Origin of the sequence: Egibacter rhizosphaerae (genome assembly GCF_004322855.1) — a bacterium.
Taxonomy (GTDB): domain Bacteria; phylum Actinomycetota; class Nitriliruptoria; order Euzebyales; family Egibacteraceae; genus Egibacter; species Egibacter rhizosphaerae.
The window spans coordinates 582095-597386 of sequence record NZ_CP036402.1; the positions used below are offsets into that span (position 1 = coordinate 582095).

Sequence of the window (15292 nt, forward strand, 5' to 3'; positions counted from 1 at the left end):
AGCAGAAGCATGCCCGCCAAGCGGCAGCAGCCCCTATCAGGGCACCATGACCGCGCGGCCCCGGACCTCGCCCTGCTCGAGCTTGTGGTAGACGGCGGCGACGTCGTCGAGGGCGTAGCGCGTCGAGGTCACGTGAATCCGACCCTCGGCGGCGAGGGCGAGGACCTCCCGCAGCTCGGGGACCGTGCCCCAGTAGGTCGTCTGCACCGAGGCCTCCTGCGGCACGCCGAAGAACGACACCGGCAGCGCGCCGCCGCCGATCCCGACGATCGAGATGTCGGCGAGCGGTCGGGTGACCTGCGCGGCGAGGGCGAGCGTACCGTCGACCCCGACGTTGTCGACCACGAGGGCGGCACCCTTGCCGCGGGTGTGCCCACGTACCGCCTCGGCGGCCTCACCGTCGGAGCGCACCACGTGGTCGGCGCCGATCTCGCGGGCGTGCTCGAGCTGTGCGTCGTCGAGGTCGATCGCGACAATGCTCGCCGGCGAGAGCTCCCGCAGGAGCTGCACGGCCATGTGGCCCAGCCCCCCGACACCGATCACCACGGCGGTGGTCCCTGGCTCGAGCTTGTGCAGGCTCCGCTTGATCGCGTGGTACGGCGTGAGCGCCGCGTCACCGAGCGGTGCCGCATCCGCCGGATCGAGGCCCTCGAGGGGCACGAGCAGTCGCTCGGAGGGCACGAGCATGTAGTCAGCCATGCCCCCGTCACGACCCAGCCCACCTCCCGCGGCACCGATCTCGGCGGCGTGCTCGCAGTAGTTCTCCATCCCGAGCCGGCAACGCTTGCAGTTCCCGCAGCCCCACGGCCCGTAGACCGCCACGGGCTGTCCGGGCTCGACGGTGCGCACTCCTGCCCCCACGGCCTCCACCCACCCGGCGTTCTCGTGGCCGAGCGTGAAGGGCACCTCGTAGGGCACCACGCCCTCAGGCCACTCCATCAGATGCAGGTCGGAGTGGCAGGCCCCTGCCCCACCGATACGGACGAGCACCTCGCCGGCTCCCGGCTCGGGGACGGGCACCTCACGCAGCTCGGGCGGCTGCTGCCAAGCGGTCAGTTGGTAGGCACGCAACGGTGTTCCTCTCCACAGGACCGGGACCGACATGCATACTCACACACGCCAGCATCCCCGCGCGGTCCTCCCCGACCGATCCGAAGGCCTACCGTCGAGGGGGTCGTTCGGCCCCTTCACGACGCACGACGGAACGTCCGGAGCCCGATTGGCATGACAGCTCAGGCCGTTGCCACATCGCACCGCGGGCGGCTGGACGGTACGGGGCGGCGTGAGCGAGGCTGGACCACGTGAACCGACCGGCCATACCGCTTGCGAGGCACCTGTTGCGGGTGCGCGACCTGATCGACCGGGCGTATGCCGAGCAGCTCGACCTTGCCGCGCTGGCTCGCAGTGCGTCGGTGTCGCCCGACTACTTCAGCCGCAGCTTCAAAGCCGCATTCGGGGAAGCTCCGCATCGGTACCTGATGAGCCGGCGGATGGAGCGCGCCAAGGCGCTGCTGCGTGAGGGTGAACTCTCCGTCACCGAGGTCTGCCTCGCGGTCGGGTTCACGAGCCTGGGGTCGTTCAGCACCCAGTTCCGGCGGTTCGTCGGGCAGAGCCCGAGCGAGTACCGCGAGCTGGGCGGTCACGAGGAGCTGGCCCGGCTGCCGTCGACGGTCCGATCGCCGAGCAGATCCGATCGTTGATCGCGACCGGCCACCTGGGACCTGGTGCATTCGCAACCAAGGACTGCAGGGCCACCTATCGCGAGCTCAAGGCCAAGGGCGTCGAGTTCATCGAAGAGCCCGAGGAGCGCTTCTACGGCATCGACGCCGCCTTCCGTGATCCCTTCGGCAACCACTGGCGGCTGACCAACGCAAGGACACCATCACGGCGCCCTGAGCCTGGAAGAGCAGAGGACTGAAGAGCCGTTCGGCGTCGGGGGTGTCGACCAGGCCGTACACGCGGATTGATTCATCGGAGGAAGCAGCACAGCAACCTCCGACGAAATGTGGTCCTCAGGTTTCGTCGGGAGCTAGATTCCGGCTCCACGACGAGGGTGTGCACGCCAGGAGCAGTCGCGTCGCCTATTGTCGGACACGACCGAGCACACGAGCGAGCCAGGAGACGAGCATGTCCGAGATCGCCGACCGCTACGCGCGCCTGGCCGACGCGTTCGCCGGCACGGTCGCCGGCGTCCCCGCCGACCGGTGGGCAAACCCCTCGCCCTGCGAGGGGTGGACGGCACGCGACGTGGTCCAGCACGTGGTCGACGCCCACGCGATGCAGTTGGGGTTCGTCGGACGGGACCTAGGCGACGTGCCCTCGGTCGATGAGGATCCGCTCGGCGCCGTCCGGGGCGCGAAGGCGGCGGTGCACACCGACCTGACCGACCCCGCAAGGGCCACGACGCCGTTACAGGGTCTGGCCGGCGAGACCACGTTCGAGCAGTCGGTCGACGCCTTTCTCTCCTTCGACCTGGTCGTGCACCGATGGGACCTGGCCAGGGCGACCGGGCTCGAGGAGCGCATCGACACCGACGACGTGCGCTGGGCCGCCGACGCGGCCGCGTCCTTCGGCGAGCTCATCCGCAGCGACGGCGTCTGCGGCCCGGAGCTGACCCCGCCGCCCGGAGCCGATGAGCAGACCAGGTTGCTGGCCTACCTCGGCCGCCACGCCTGGTAATCACCAAGCAACGGCCCACCGCCACCACCACCGTGGCCATCGGCCCGCCGTCCACACGCTCATCTCCCCCTCGAGTCCGCGACGCGTTGCTCCACGCGGCCGCCGCCGTCGTCGGACACAACCATCCGTTCGCCCAGAAGGGCGGAGAGCCGCAGGAACTTTGGTCCCACCTGCCTGCGCGTGACGTCGTCGGTCGTCCTCGACGTCGACATCCGCCCGGGACCGACGGAGCATTCCGCATGCGTGGGGCCTGTCAGTGGGCTTCAGGATCAGGCACCTGAGACGCGCTGCGCGTGCCGGCGGTGCAACTCCCTCAGCTCGTCGGCGAACTCCTCGGCCGGGCCGTCGACCACCGCACCCGGCACCACCTGTTGGATCGGCAGCAGCGCCACAGGCCCCGGCGGAGCGCCGAACTCTTCCAACCATGTCCGCAGCTGCGCGGAAGAGGCCGCGTAGACGATGCGACCCAACCCGACCGAGCCGTGCGCCGCCGCACACATCGGACAGTGCTCCCCGGAGGTGTAGACGGTGGCAGCCGCGCGCTGGTCTGGCGTCAGCTGCTCCGCCGCCCACCGAGCCAACTCGAACTCCGGATGGCGGGTTGGATCCCCGCCGGAGACGCGGTTGCGATCCTGGGTGAGCACCGTGCCATCGCGCGCCACCAGCACCGACCCGAAGGGCTCGTCTCCGGCCTCGAAGGCCTCGCGGGCCAACACGATACAGCGGCCCAGATGCTGCCGATCCACCTTGTCCATTCGGAACCCTCCGGCGCGCGGGCAATGGCGCGAAGGGTACCCGGTCGCGATCGCCGACGGTCTCCACGTAGCACCGCGGACCGGGAACACCTCGCGGACCCGGGTGCCGGATACAGGGGTAGTAGTCGTGGTAGTGCATATCATCTGCCTCTTGCCGCATCGCGAGATGAAGCCATCACGGCGAGCGTCTCGAGAGGTGAGTCGGTCGCCAACCTCATCTATCGTCTACGAGCTCGTGGTCCGCCCACCCAAGGACGAGGAGTAGCAGCAAGGCGCCCCGCCCGCGTGACGGTCACTGCGGCGAGTCGCTGCGTGCGAGGAGCGTGCCACCGACAACGAGGAGCGCGCCGAGAACCAAGAAGCCGAGGTCCCACGCCAACGGGTAGGCAGCTTCGGGGTTGACCCGGTGGAGCTGGAGCAGGTGGTGGTTGACCGAGCCCTCGATGAGGTTGAACAGACCCCAGCCCACCAGCATCCAGCCGCTCAGCGAGCGCCAGGTCCACCGCCAGCCTCCGCGGCCAGCCCGGGCCCACAGCATGAACAGCCCGACGAGCACGAGCGCAAGCGCGGCCACATGGAAGAGGCCGTCGGCGAACATGTTGAGCTGCATGTTGTCCATCGTCGTGTTGGGATACAGCTGCGTGAGCATGCCGTGCCACTGGAACAGCTGGTGGGCCACGATGCCGTCGATGAAGCCGCCGATCCCCGCTCCCACCACGATCGAGGGCACGGTGATCGGTGCCGGCCTCGCGATCTCCTGCTGAGCGCTCAAGGGGACCCTGCCTTTCACGCGCGGCTGCGCTCTCCTGCGGACTCGGAACGCTGGCCGGCTGCGTACCCCCCGTAGCCAACAACATGCGACCGTTCACCCTGCCGAGCCGTTGACCTCGCGTGAGACCTGCCCCCGATCCACCGCACTGCCAGACTGGCTGCATGGCGAAGCACGAGGCGCGTATCGGTGACCTCGGCTCCATCCACCGCAGCGCCAGCCGCGCTGCTCTTGTACGCCTCGCGCTGGCCGTCCCCCTGGCCTTGCTGCTCCTCGCACTGATCCCCACCCTCGTCCACGCCGACGAGGCCGGCGTCGACCACGACGGCGAGCTACCGAGCGACGGCGACCTCACGCTCGCGGAGACCGCCGGGTCGGTGCTCGTGGCTCTCACGGTACGTCCAGCCGAAGGCGGCAACGCCGAGCTGTGGCTGCATCTGCAGGCCTCCAACCCCGCGCCGGAGGCCGCCGAGCTCGATCCCGTCCTCACCGTCGACGGCGACGAGGTGACGCTGGAGCGTTGCGGTGACGCCTGCCGAACGACGACCGCCACCGTGGCCGGTGGGGAGGACGTCGCGGTGGACATTCCCGATGACGGCGGAGGCACTGCCGCGTTGCCGCTGCCGGACCAGCTGCCACCCCCCTCCGCCGAGGAACGCCTCGACGTCGCCACCGAGCACATGAACGGCCTCGACACTTACCGCCTCGTCGAACTCGTGGGTCCGGAGGGAGCGCAGACCCGCAACCTCCACGCCATCGAGGCCCCCGACCGCCTCCGGGTCGACTTCGGAGGCGACCGCACGATGATCCGCGTGGGAGACCGCACGTTCACCAAACGCGATGCCGAGCGCTTCTGGACCTCCCGTGAACGCGACGCCGCCGACCTGCCCAGCCACATCTGGGACATCGGCGAGTCGCCGGTGGCCGTCCGGGAGGTCGGATCCTCCACCGTCGACGGGACGCCCGTCACCGAGCTGGCGTTCTTCATCGACACCGGCGACCTGGCGATCTGGTATCGCCTCTCCGTCGACGACGAGGATCGGGTCCACGCCGCCGACATGCTGACGGGCGGCCATTTCATGCGGCACCGCTACGAGGCCTTCGACGAGCCGGTCACCATCGAACCACCGCGTGGACCGGTCGCCCAGTTCGCCGCCGACACCTTCGGCGACCCGCCCGACGGGTCCTGGCGCGCTGGCGCGAGCGCCGCCGAGACGCTCGCGCACGTCGGGGTGCTGGCTGCCGCAGGCGGCGTCTGGTTCCTCGCCGGGGTGCACGATCGGCATTGGACCGAACGCCTGCCGCTGCTGCGGATCGTCAGTGCGGCGGCCATCCTCGCACTCGTGGCGACCGTGCTCGCGTGGCCGTTGCGCGTCGGGGCGGTCGACGGGGTCACCGGACTCGCGGATCCCGACGCGTGGGGCGAGGCCCTCAACGTGCCCCGGGCCCTCGAGTTTGGGCTGCGCCTCGCCGGGGCGGTCGCAGTGCTCCTGGCCCTGCCGGACATGTGGCGGTCACGCGCCACGAGCGTCGCCGTGATTGGCGCGCTGCTGACGGTCGCCTCACTCCTGCCGGTGGGTCACGCCGCGACCGCCGACATGGCCTGGCTCGCACTGCCATTGGAATACGCCCATCTGCTCGCTGCGGCGGGCTGGTTCGGCGGGTTGGTCCTGTTGGCCGTCACGGTGCACCACCGCGCCTCGCAGAACCCACCCGCAGACGTTCTCGCCGCGTTCTCGCGGCTCGCCTCGATCTGCCTGCTGGTGGTCGCGCTCGCGGGGCTCGGGCTGTCCGCCATCCACCTCGGCGGGCCCGCCGGCCTGGTCGAAGGCGCCTACGGGGCGGTGCTGGGCGTGAAGGTCGCGGTGATCGCCGCGGTGGCCCTGCTCGCCGCGCACGTGCGCTACCGCCTCGTTCCCGCCTGTCGTGCCGGTGCGGCAGATGCGTGGCCGCGACTGCGCCGCAGCGTGCGCCTGGAAGCTGCCGGGCTCGTCGCCGTGCTCGCGATCACCGCCGTGCTCGTCAACCTGCCCCCTCCCACCTGACGAACCTGACGAGGAGAACCTCGATGCCACCCCATTCCACCTCCGGCCCCTGCCGCAGCCCCGCCGCTGTCGTGCTGCTCCTGGTCGCCGGGGTGCTCGCGGCATCGGCGTTACTCATCGCACCGCCGGCCTGGGGCCACGCGCACCTGGTCGACAGCGAACCCGCGGATGAGGAAACCGTCGGCGAGGCCCCCGAGGAGGTCTCGCTCGAGTTCGACGAGGTCGTCGACCCGCAGCACATCGAGGTGGTCGGCCCCGACGGCGACGACCTCGCCACCGGCGATCCCGAGCAGGAGGACGAGGTGGTGCGCCAGCCCATCCACGGGCCGACCTCCACTGGCGAGCACGTGGTCACCATCGACCTGGTCGCCGACGACGGCCACGAGCAGCAGGAGTCGATCGTCTTCGAGTACACCGGCGCCACCGCAGGAGCCGGCGAGAACGGCGACCTGACCGCTGCGCAGGATGACGGCACCGCGGCCGGCGGCGCCCTCCCGAGGGTGCTCGCCATCGCTGGTGGCGCCGTCGTCCTCGCCCTGGTCGTGACCCTGGCGATACGCCGCCTGAACCGTGCGGGTGCGCACGACACCAGCGACTAACCCTGCCGGGCACGCAGCGACGCTTCAGCCCGGCCGGTGCTGCCGCTGGACCGGGGGCAGCAGGGCGCGACCCCCTCTCCGCCGTCATCCCGGTGAAAGTCACTCGAGGACGCCGGCTGCGACCCACCGCCGCCGGGGTCCGCGCCGGACGGTCTGACGACTCGGAGTGCGTATCCTGGGCCCAGGATGCATGGGCAATCAACAAAGGTCGAGGCGCTTGCGGACGTCCTGTCACAGGGCGAGATCTTGATCCTGACCGGCGCCGGCATCTCCACCGACTCGGGGATCCCCGACTACCGCGACCCCGACGGGCGGGCTCGCAACACCGCGCCCATGACCTTCCAGCGCTTCGTCGCCTGCCCCGAGGAGCGTCGCCGGTACTGGGCTCGCAGCCACGTCGGCTGGCCGCGCGTCGCCGCTGCCCGGCCCAACGCCTCCCACCGAGCCGTCGCCGAACTCGAGCAGGCTGGCCTCCTGGCACACACCGTCACTCAGAACGTCGATGGGCTGCACACCGCAGCGGGAAGTCGGCAGGTCATCGACCTGCACGGCCGCCTCGACGTCGTGGCGTGCTTGCAGTGCCACGTCCGTCGTCCCCGGATCGAGATCGCGTTGCGGTTGGACGCGGTCAACCCCGGATTCCTCGAGGAGGTCGCCGATGACGTCCTGCGTCCCGACGGCGACGTGGTGCTGTCCGACGAGGCCGTCGCCAGGTTTCGGATGGTTTCGTGCCGGCGCTGCGACGGGCCGGTCAAGCCCGACGTCGTCTACTTCGGCGAGCAGGTCCCCCGCGACCGTTTCGCCCGGGCGCTCGACCTGGTCGAGCAGTCCGCCGCCCTGGTCGTGCTCGGCTCGTCGCTGGCGGTCGGCTCGGGCTATCGGTTCGTGACCGCGGCGGCCAAGCGCGACATCCCGATCGTGATCGTCACGCGCGGCCTCACTCGTGGGGACCGACACGCCTCGCTCAAGATCGACGCAGCCCTCGGCGACGTGCTACCCACAGCCACCGCCCGCGCCCTCGAGCCCCGCCCGTCAGGACGGGTGGCAGGGCCCGGGAGTGCCCACCAAGCGCCCGAGAAGGCGCTGTCCGAGCTGTAAGCGCGGTGGGGACGCGATGTTCCGTTGGTGACCCTCGAAGCAAACGCGAGCCCGAACAGCGCACCCTGACAACGTGCGGAGGCGGAGGCCGGTTGGACGGAGGAGCGTCACCGACCCCACCCACGGGTATGGGACGTGGGGGCGTGCTCGGCCCTTCGAGCCCTATACGAGAGGAACCTTCGATGAGCTTGTTGACGATGAGCCGGTGGGAGCTGCCGCTTCGCGCGGTGACTGGCGCGTTCATCTTGAACTCGGGTCTGAACAAGCGTGACATGCCACGCGAGCAGGCCGAGGGCCTGCACGGGTTCGCCCAGACCGCCCAGGTGCCGGGCCTCGATCAGCTCGAGCCGACGACGTTCTCCAAACTGTTGTCCGCCACCGAGATCGGCCTCGGCGCAGCTCTGCTCGCGCCGGTGGTGCCACGCCAGGTTGCCGGCCTGGGGCTCAGCGGCTTCTCCGCGGGGCTGCTGCGGCTCTACTGGAAGGCTCCCGGCATGCGGCAAGAGGGCGACGTGCGCCCCACCGAGCAGGGCACCGGCATGGCCAAGGATCTCTGGATGCTCGGGATCGGCCTCTCGCTGCTGCTGGCGTCGGAACGCGGCAAGGCGGACCGCAAGCGCAAGGCCGCCGCCAAGCCGTCTCGAAGCAAACGTTGAGGGGAACGGCAGCCCCAGCGCAACGCTTCACGCTCGCGCTGACCTTGGACAGCTCGACCTTCAGTCCTACGAAGATGCGCTTGCCGCCGTGGGTGCGCCAGATCTCTTCCATCACCTCCGGATCGTCCAGAGCAGCTGCGGTCGCGTCGGTGTGATCGACGTGCACGATCGCGAACGGGTCGTTCTCGTCCGTGTGGACGCTGACGAACAATTTGTCCCTAACGCGAAAGGCGGGACGCCCGAAGTGTGGTTTCTCCTCGACTTCTGGCAGCGTGGTCACGAACGCACGGATGTCTTCGAGTCGCATCTTCGGTATCCGATCCTCAGCCAGTCTGGGTCATGCACCTTCCACATCGTCCTGACCTCGTGCCCCGAGGAGCCCGAGGTCGAGCGCTCGTAGCACGGCCCGGGTGCGGTCCCGCACGCCGAGCTTGAGCAGCAGACTCGATACGTGATTCTTGACCGTCCCTGGCGCCAGGTACAGGACGTCCGCGATCTCGTGGTTGGCGTAGCCAGCGGCCATGAGCCGAAGGATCTCGAGTTCGCGTTCGCTCAGGTCCTCCGCGCGGAGTAGGCCGTCGAGGAAGCCGGGCTGCGGTTGGGACGCGGCGGCGTCCAGGAGTCGCTGGGTCACCGAAGGCTCGACCAGGGTTCCTCCCTGCGCGAGGGTTCGGACGGCGCCGATGAGGTGCTCGAAGGTCACGTCCTTGAGCAGGTAGCCGTGCGCCCCGCTGCGCAGGGCATGCAGGACAAGCTCGTCGTCGTCGAAGGTGGTGAGCACGAGCACGGGGGTCTCGTCGCCCCGTCCCCGCAGTGCCTCAAGCGTGGCGATGCCGTCGCGTCGGGGCATACGCAGATCGAGCAGGACGACATCGGGTCGGTGGCGACGGATAACCTCGAGGGCTTCGTCCCCATCGCTGGCTTCCGCGGTCACGACGACCTCGCCGCTGTAGGACAGCAGGCTGCGGATGCCCTGGCGGACCAGGGTCTGATCGTCGACCACACAGACCTCGATCATCGCAACGGGATCCGTGCGGCTATGCGCATGCCGCGACCGGGCGCGGTCACGAACTCGACGCTGCCGCCAAGGGCGTCGATGCGCTCGGTGACGCCGTTGAGGCCGCTACCAGGGCGCAGCCGGGCCGTGCCTTTCCCGTCGTCGCGGGCATCGAGGAGGACGGCGCCGTTGCCGTCGTGGCCGATCTCGATCGACAGCGTGGTGGCCTCGGCGTGCCGCACCGTGTTGGTGACGACCTCCTGCACGCACCGCACGAGAGCCAGCGAGGTCGCGTCGTCGATGTCGAGGCCGTCCTCGACCGACAACTCGATGCGGAGGTGCGGCAGTCGGGTCACGTCCGCCAGGGCGTCCTGGAGCGCGGGCGGCTGATCACGAAGGTCAGTGACGGCACCTCGGACCGCACCGAGCAGGCTGCGGGCGATGTCACGCGCACGCCCCACGTGGGAGCTGTCGCTGGTTGGCTCGGCCTGGGTCGCGGACTCCAACTCCAGGATCAGCGCGGTCAGGTGATGGCCGACCACGTCATGCAGGTCACGAGCGATGCGGAGTCGCTCTCCGGTGCGGCTCGATGCCTCCAACAGCGTCGTCGCCGCGCGCAGTTCGGCGTGGGCGTCCGCGAGACGAGCGCGGGCGGCCGTCTCGCGCTGCTGGCTCCAGATCACCAGTACCGCGAACGCCTGGAAGCTGGTGAACACCACCACCGAGACGGCCGCGTTCAGCGGGTCGTCCTCGGTGCGGAAGGTGACCCCCGCGATCAACAGCATCTGCACGACCACGACGGCGATCGTGCCGCGCTTTGGCAGCACGTAGGCAGCGGCCGCCGCGGTCACCACCAGCAGCACCAGCGCCCAGCCGTCGGCCGGAGCGAACGCATAGGCGAGCGCTCCCAAGGTCACCTGGACCGCGAGCAGCGGTCGGTCCGCCAGCCATGCGGGCCTGCGGTCGGCCGGCACCTGGCCGAGCAGTGCGAACGCCGCCAGGTAACCGAGGTAGCAGCCCCACCACAGCCAGACGATCCACCCCGGGGACCGCACCGTCCCTGCGAGGAACTCAAGCAGCACGGGCACCCCTACGGCGGCACTGGCGATCAACCCGGCCAGTGCACCGAACCGTTCCGTGGTCGCCGCGTCCACACCGTCACCGTACGCGCGCCATTGCCGTGGGGGTAGGTGCCGCTCGGCATGGCCTCCCACGCGCTGATCCTTCGCCGGTACGGTCGTCGTGGCCATGGCGTCCTGCCTGCGAGCTCGGTGCCGACGAGGCCCTCACGCGCGGCTGGTGATCCCCGCCCGGCGGCTCGCCAGCGCGGCGATCGCACCGAACACCACGACGGACCCCAGCACCCAGGCGAGGTGAACCACGGTGCTGGCCGGTGCGACACTGGTCCACGCCTCGGCGTCGGCCGCCGGGGCGACGTACTGCCAAGCAAGTTGGCCGAAGTGGTAGGTGGGTAGCCACACCGCGATGTCAGACAGCACCGAGGGCAACTCACCAAGGGGCACAAAGAAGCCGGACAGGAACGCCAGCGGCAGGAAGATCAGGTTGGCGATCGCGGTCGCGGCCCGTGGCCGAACCGCATAGGCGATCGCGAACCCCAGCGTGCTGAACGCCAACACCCCGGCCAGCATCGTCAACGTGATCGCGAGCCAGGTGCCGGCGTCCAGGCGTACGTTGCCCGCCGCCACCGCCAGCCCACCGGTCGAGGCGACGATCAGCAGCCCTCCGACGAGCGCGACTCCCACCTTGGCCGCGAAGAAGCTCCAGCTCGGTAGCGGCGTCGCACGCATCGTGCGCACCCACCCACGGCCACGCTCCTCGGCCACGCTCTCACCAAACGTGAAGATCGCCAAGGACACGACCCCGTAGGCGCAGAACGACACCATCTGCATCGTGCCGACGTGGGTTCCGTCGGGCAGCACGTTCGAGGGGGAGGCGTTCGACAACCCGAACATCGCGTACAGCAGGGCCGGCAGCGCCACGGCGCCGATAACGAACTGCATCGACCGGGCGGTACTTCGTAGTTCCACCACCGCGTGCGTTGCGAGCAGCCCCAGCCGCCCACCGTTGGGCCGTAGCCCTGGCCGCGACCCCGTCGCCCGTTCGGTCACCTCGGGAGTCCTCGCACTCGCCATCATGCCGCTCCCTGTGTCGCAGCCGGGGAACCGGGCCCGGCGGTCGTTGCCGTCAACTCCGCGAACGCCTCCTCCAGATCCGCCTCGTCCACCGACAAGCCACGCATCCGAAAGCCCGCCTGCGCCATGGGCACCACAACGTTCTCAGCAGCGTTCGCCCAGACGTGCAGCTTCCACAGTCCGTCCACCACCGCAGCGTCGAGCGGTTCCTCCACGCGGTCGACACCGTCCCACGCCGCAACCACCTCATGGGGGGCATCGGTGGACACCGTGACCATCACCCGCGAGACCTGCCGCTTGAGCACGGCCGGCGAGGCGTCGGCGATCAGGCGCCCTCGCTGCAGCACGAGCACACGGTCAGCCACCGCATCCGCTTCGGCAAGGTCGTGGGTCGCGAACACCAGGGTCACGCCTTCCCCAACGCTCGCACGGGTCCGTTCCCAGAAGCCGCGTCGCGCATCGACGTCCATCGCCGCGGTCGGCTCGTCGAGCACCAGCAACTCGGGCTCCCCTACGAGCGCCATCGCGAGCAGTAGACGCTGCCGCTCCCCGCCCGAAAGCACCTCGACCGTCCGGTCACGCTTCCGTGAGAGGCCCACGCGGTCGAGCACCTCGTCGACCGACAGCGACGACGGATAGCTTCGTCCCACGAGTCGGACCAGTTCGGCGACGCTGACCTGGCCTGGCAGCCCGGCGTTCTGGAGCATCGCCCCCACCCGGGACCGCAGCGCACCTCCAGGGGCCCGTCCGAACACTCGAACCGTCCCGTCGCCAGGGCGAAGCAGTCCGAGGAGCACGTCGAACAAGGTCGACTTCCCCGCACCGTTCGCGCCGAGCACCGCCACCACCTCGCCACGGCCGATGACGATCTCCACCTGGTCGAGTGCCACCACCTCGCCGTAGCGCACGCCCACCTGCTCCAACTCCAACACTGCCATGCGGACCTCGCTTGAAGGACGGCCTCTACGCGAGCGACGCTACGCAGCAGGACCCCCCAGGGCGAGTGCCAAAAGTCACGGCAGGCGTAGTCAACGACATGACCCGCGAACGCTTCGTAGGTTCGTTCGGGCTTAGCGTCGCGGCACGTAGGTGCGCATCCGTTGCGTCGGGACAAAGCCGATGTCCGGGGTAGACGGCAGACGAGGCCGGGTTCTCGGCCTCCCAGCTGATCCGGATGCGCTCGGCGCCGAGGTCGACGAGGCGGCGAAGGCCGGCGGTGACCAGGTGACGGGCGAGGCCGCGGCGCTGATGATCGTCCTCGGTGCGGAGCGGTTCCACGGGCCGACCCTCGTGACGGGGTCGTACCAGCACAGCGCGTAGCCGGCGCGCTCGTGCGCCGCGGTGACGCCCACCAGATCGAGGTCGGGCCGGTAGAGCGAGGTCTGGCGGAGGCGGTCTTCGATGTGAGGACCGTTGTGAGCGGCGAGCCAGTGCGGTGCGTCTGGCCACGATGAGCGCGCCCCTCGACACCCTCCCGTCGATGCACCGACGGCAGGCTCCCGAGAGCCCTCTCCTGGTCACGGAGATGACCGACCGCATCCTCGAGGTCCGCGACGGCGAGCTCGTCCAAGACGTCCGCAACAGCTACCGGTGAGCGGCGGTCGAGGTGGTAGGCGGGTGATCGTCACGCGCGGCGTCACTCGTGGGGACCGACACGCCACGCTCAAGCACCGAGGGGGCGGTGGGGACACGGCGGCGGTCGGGTCCGTCCGCGCAGCCGTAGCACGGTGGACCCGACCGTCGCGGTTCAGCTACTCGTAGACGATCCAGCCGTCGACGCGAGCATCGACCTCCTCGCGCTCCTCGACGTAGTCCATGACGAGCTCGCTGAGCAGGCCGCCGGCCTGCGGATCGATGAGCATCTCGCCTTCGTTGAGCATCTCGTAGGCCTCGCCGCGGTCGAGCAGGAAGTCGAAGGCGGCGACCGTGTAAGTGCCGTCGGGGTCGACCGGCTCGCCTGCGATCTCGAGCTGCGTCACCCGGTCACCGTGCTCGGCATCGAGATCGACGAACTTCTGCGCGCCGCTCACCTGGAAGTACCGGGTGCGGTCCTCGTCGGTGTCGTGATGGACGAAGTTGTCCTCCATCAGCTGCTCGAGCTCGGCGCCGGAGAGCTCGATGAGCACCGAGTAATTGGCGAACGGCAGCATGCTCAGCACGTCGCGGCGGGTGATCGCCTCCCCGGCGGTGAAGTCGTCGCGGACGCCTCCGGTGTTCGTGAGGCCGACGTCGGCGTCACCCCAGTCGCGCAGGACATCCGCGAGGAACACGCGGTTGTGCTGGTCGCGCACGTCGTAGCCCTCGTCCTCCAGCTGCTCCGCGCGCTCGCTCATCGAGCCCCAGGTGTCGGCAGTGGCGCCGATCGGCTCGTCGAGCTCCTCGTCGAGCTCCGCCTCGTAAGCGTCCTGCACGTCCTGGACCGCCTCATCGGCCTCTTGCTCGGGATCGAGGTCGTGCATGGTGAAGTCGAAATCGGCCACGTCACCCTCCTCGACGTGCAGCTCGAGCTCCCCGAGGTGCTCGAACTCGTAGCCGACGTAGCTGAAGATGGTGTCGGTCTCACCGGCCTCGATGACGATGGGCTCGCGCGGCTCAGCGTGCGAGTGCCCCCCGACGAAGACGTCGATCCCGTCGACCTCCCCGGCCACCTCCTCGGCGTGGGGGTTGAGCAGGTGGTTCATTACGACCACCACGTCGGCGCCCTCGTCGTGCAGCTCGTCGATCACCGGCGGCAGCGCCTCGGCGGCGTCGATCTCGATTGCCTCGCCGTCGGTGCTGGTGAAGTCCTCCATGCCACGGGGCCCGACCCCCGTGAGACCCACGGTGACGCCGTCGAGCTCCTCGATGGCGTACTTGGCCGCGCCCTGATCGGCGGCGAAGACCTCGTCAGGGTCGTCGGCGTCGCGCACGTTGGCGCTGAGCCACTGGAACTCGCTCTCGCCGGTGAGCTCGTAGAGGTTGGCCGCGCCGTAGTCGAAGTCGTGGTTGCCGAAGGTGTTGTAGTCGAAGACCGAAGCGTTCAGCGCGTCGATCATGTGCTGACCCTCGAAGACCGCGGACTCCACCGAGGAGCCGAGATCATCGCCCGCGCCCACGAACAGCACCTGGTCGAGCGCCTCGTAGCGCTCCCGCGCGAGCCCCATGTACTGGGAGATAGAGGCGCCGTCCTCCCCCACACGGTCATCGTGGTAATTGCCGTGGAAGTGGGTGTCGTGCAGCAGCGTGAACGAGCCGGAGGTCGGCTCCTCGTCGTCGTCCGGCGGGCCGGGGGCGTGGTCGGGCGGGCCGGGGGCGTGGTCGGGCGGGCCGGGGGCGTGGTCCGGCGGGCCGGGGGCGTGGTCGGGCGGGCCGGAGGCCGCGGGACCCGCCGCGGTGATCGCGAGTACCGCCGCGGCGACTAGGGAGAGCTTCAGCACGAGACGATGGGGGTGGTCGGCATGGCAGCTCCTATGGCAGCTCCTGGTGTCGCTTCCGTCGCGCTGCGTCGCCCCGTCCGCACCACGCGCCAAGGCCTGGCGGGGAACGGTGCGAGGCAATGATC

General features: G+C 69.8%; 16 protein-coding genes. 7 read left to right on the forward strand and 9 right to left on the reverse strand.

Features of this window, described 5'->3' with window-relative positions; translation table 11 throughout:
* Nucleotides 1-36: 36 nt before the first annotated feature.
* Complete coding sequence (locus ER308_RS02670) at nt 37-1071, reverse strand: NAD(P)-dependent alcohol dehydrogenase (RefSeq protein ID WP_131153573.1); 1035 nt, start codon at nt 1069-1071, stop codon at nt 37-39.
* 230 nt (nt 1072-1301) lie between these two features.
* Here ER308_RS02670 and ER308_RS02675 point away from each other — a divergent pair, with 230 nt between their 5' ends.
* From ER308_RS02675 to ER308_RS02685, 3 genes are all read left to right on the forward strand, one after another.
* On the forward strand, nt 1302-1700 hold the full coding sequence (locus tag ER308_RS02675; RefSeq protein WP_240731929.1) for a helix-turn-helix transcriptional regulator: 399 nt from the start codon (nt 1302-1304) through the stop codon (nt 1698-1700).
* Entirely contained in the window at nt 1697-1918 is a 222-nt protein-coding gene (locus ER308_RS02680) for a VOC family protein (protein WP_205745862.1), read from the forward strand. The genes ER308_RS02675 and ER308_RS02680 overlap by 4 nt, the downstream gene beginning before the upstream one ends.
* Before the next feature lie 209 nt (nt 1919-2127).
* On the forward strand, nt 2128-2679 hold the full coding sequence (locus ER308_RS02685) for a TIGR03086 family metal-binding protein (RefSeq protein ID WP_131153576.1): 552 nt from the start codon (nt 2128-2130) through the stop codon (nt 2677-2679).
* Nucleotides 2680-2948: 269 nt separating this feature from the next.
* Here ER308_RS02685 and ER308_RS02690 read toward each other — a convergent pair whose 3' ends face one another.
* Together ER308_RS02690 and ER308_RS02695 are read right to left on the reverse strand one after the other, a co-directional pair.
* Nucleotides 2949-3434, reverse strand: coding sequence for a nucleoside deaminase (locus tag ER308_RS02690; protein WP_131153577.1), 486 nt, complete (start codon nt 3432-3434; stop codon nt 2949-2951).
* Between the two features lie 292 nt (nt 3435-3726).
* A complete protein-coding gene (locus ER308_RS02695) occupies nt 3727-4206 on the reverse strand; it encodes a DUF2243 domain-containing protein (RefSeq protein WP_205745863.1) in 480 nt (159 codons plus the stop codon).
* A gap of 161 nt (nt 4207-4367) precedes the next feature.
* Between ER308_RS02695 and ER308_RS02700 the strand changes: the two genes are divergently transcribed.
* The 4 genes from ER308_RS02700 to ER308_RS02715 all read left to right on the forward strand — a co-directional run bounded on the left by ER308_RS02700 (nt 4368) and on the right by ER308_RS02715 (nt 8601).
* Nucleotides 4368-6248 (forward strand): copper resistance D family protein, encoded by a 1881-nt coding sequence (locus ER308_RS02700; RefSeq protein ID WP_131153578.1) that lies wholly within the window; start codon nt 4368-4370, stop codon nt 6246-6248.
* A 23-nt stretch (nt 6249-6271) separates the two neighbouring features.
* Nucleotides 6272-6847, forward strand: coding sequence for a copper resistance CopC family protein (locus ER308_RS02705; RefSeq protein WP_131153579.1), 576 nt, complete (start codon nt 6272-6274; stop codon nt 6845-6847).
* Nucleotides 6848-7033: 186 nt separating this feature from the next.
* Nucleotides 7034-7945, forward strand: a complete 912-nt coding sequence (locus ER308_RS02710; protein WP_131153580.1) for an NAD-dependent protein deacetylase — start codon at nt 7034-7036, stop codon at nt 7943-7945.
* A gap of 182 nt (nt 7946-8127) precedes the next feature.
* On the forward strand, nt 8128-8601 hold the full coding sequence (locus ER308_RS02715; RefSeq protein ID WP_131153581.1) for a hypothetical protein: 474 nt from the start codon (nt 8128-8130) through the stop codon (nt 8599-8601).
* Between the two features lie 337 nt (nt 8602-8938).
* Here ER308_RS02715 and ER308_RS02720 read toward each other — a convergent pair whose 3' ends face one another.
* The 6 genes from ER308_RS02720 to ER308_RS02745 form a co-directional block, all read right to left on the reverse strand.
* On the reverse strand, nt 8939-9619 hold the full coding sequence (locus ER308_RS02720) for a response regulator (RefSeq protein ID WP_131153582.1): 681 nt from the start codon (nt 9617-9619) through the stop codon (nt 8939-8941).
* On the reverse strand, nt 9616-10812 hold the full coding sequence (locus ER308_RS02725; RefSeq protein WP_205745864.1) for a sensor histidine kinase: 1197 nt from the start codon (nt 10810-10812) through the stop codon (nt 9616-9618). The genes ER308_RS02720 and ER308_RS02725 overlap by 4 nt, the downstream gene beginning before the upstream one ends.
* Nucleotides 10813-10884: 72 nt before the next feature.
* Nucleotides 10885-11754 carry an ABC transporter permease gene (locus tag ER308_RS02730; RefSeq protein WP_131153584.1) on the reverse strand — a complete coding sequence of 290 codons (870 nt, stop codon included), beginning with the start codon at nt 11752-11754 and terminating at the stop codon, nt 10885-10887.
* Complete coding sequence (locus tag ER308_RS02735; RefSeq protein WP_131153585.1) at nt 11751-12689, reverse strand: ABC transporter ATP-binding protein; 939 nt, start codon at nt 12687-12689, stop codon at nt 11751-11753. Before ER308_RS02735 ends, ER308_RS02730 begins: the two co-directional genes overlap by 4 nt.
* 25 nt (nt 12690-12714) lie before the next feature.
* Nucleotides 12715-13272: a GNAT family N-acetyltransferase gene (locus tag ER308_RS23035; protein WP_420826238.1), complete on the reverse strand. Its 558-nt coding sequence runs from the start codon at nt 13270-13272 to the stop codon at nt 12715-12717.
* Between the two features lie 230 nt (nt 13273-13502).
* Nucleotides 13503-15167 (reverse strand): bifunctional metallophosphatase/5'-nucleotidase, encoded by a 1665-nt coding sequence (locus ER308_RS02745; RefSeq protein ID WP_131153587.1) that lies wholly within the window; start codon nt 15165-15167, stop codon nt 13503-13505.
* Nucleotides 15168-15292 lie beyond the last annotated feature (125 nt).

Coding starts and splice junctions, on each gene's coding strand:
- ER308_RS02700 (WP_131153578.1), top strand. CDS start 4,368: ATGGCGAAGCACGAGGCGCGTATCGGTGACCTCGGCTCCATCCACCGC.
- ER308_RS02720 (WP_131153582.1), bottom strand. CDS start 9,619: ATGATCGAGGTCTGTGTGGTCGACGATCAGACCCTGGTCCGCCAGGGC.
- ER308_RS02715 (WP_131153581.1), top strand. CDS start 8,128: ATGAGCTTGTTGACGATGAGCCGGTGGGAGCTGCCGCTTCGCGCGGTG.
- ER308_RS02735 (WP_131153585.1), bottom strand. CDS start 12,689: ATGGCAGTGTTGGAGTTGGAGCAGGTGGGCGTGCGCTACGGCGAGGTG.
- ER308_RS02685 (WP_131153576.1), top strand. CDS start 2,128: ATGTCCGAGATCGCCGACCGCTACGCGCGCCTGGCCGACGCGTTCGCC.
- ER308_RS02690 (WP_131153577.1), bottom strand. CDS start 3,434: ATGGACAAGGTGGATCGGCAGCATCTGGGCCGCTGTATCGTGTTGGCC.
- ER308_RS02705 (WP_131153579.1), top strand. CDS start 6,272: ATGCCACCCCATTCCACCTCCGGCCCCTGCCGCAGCCCCGCCGCTGTC.
- ER308_RS02710 (WP_131153580.1), top strand. CDS start 7,034: ATGCATGGGCAATCAACAAAGGTCGAGGCGCTTGCGGACGTCCTGTCA.
- ER308_RS02730 (WP_131153584.1), bottom strand. CDS start 11,754: ATGATGGCGAGTGCGAGGACTCCCGAGGTGACCGAACGGGCGACGGGG.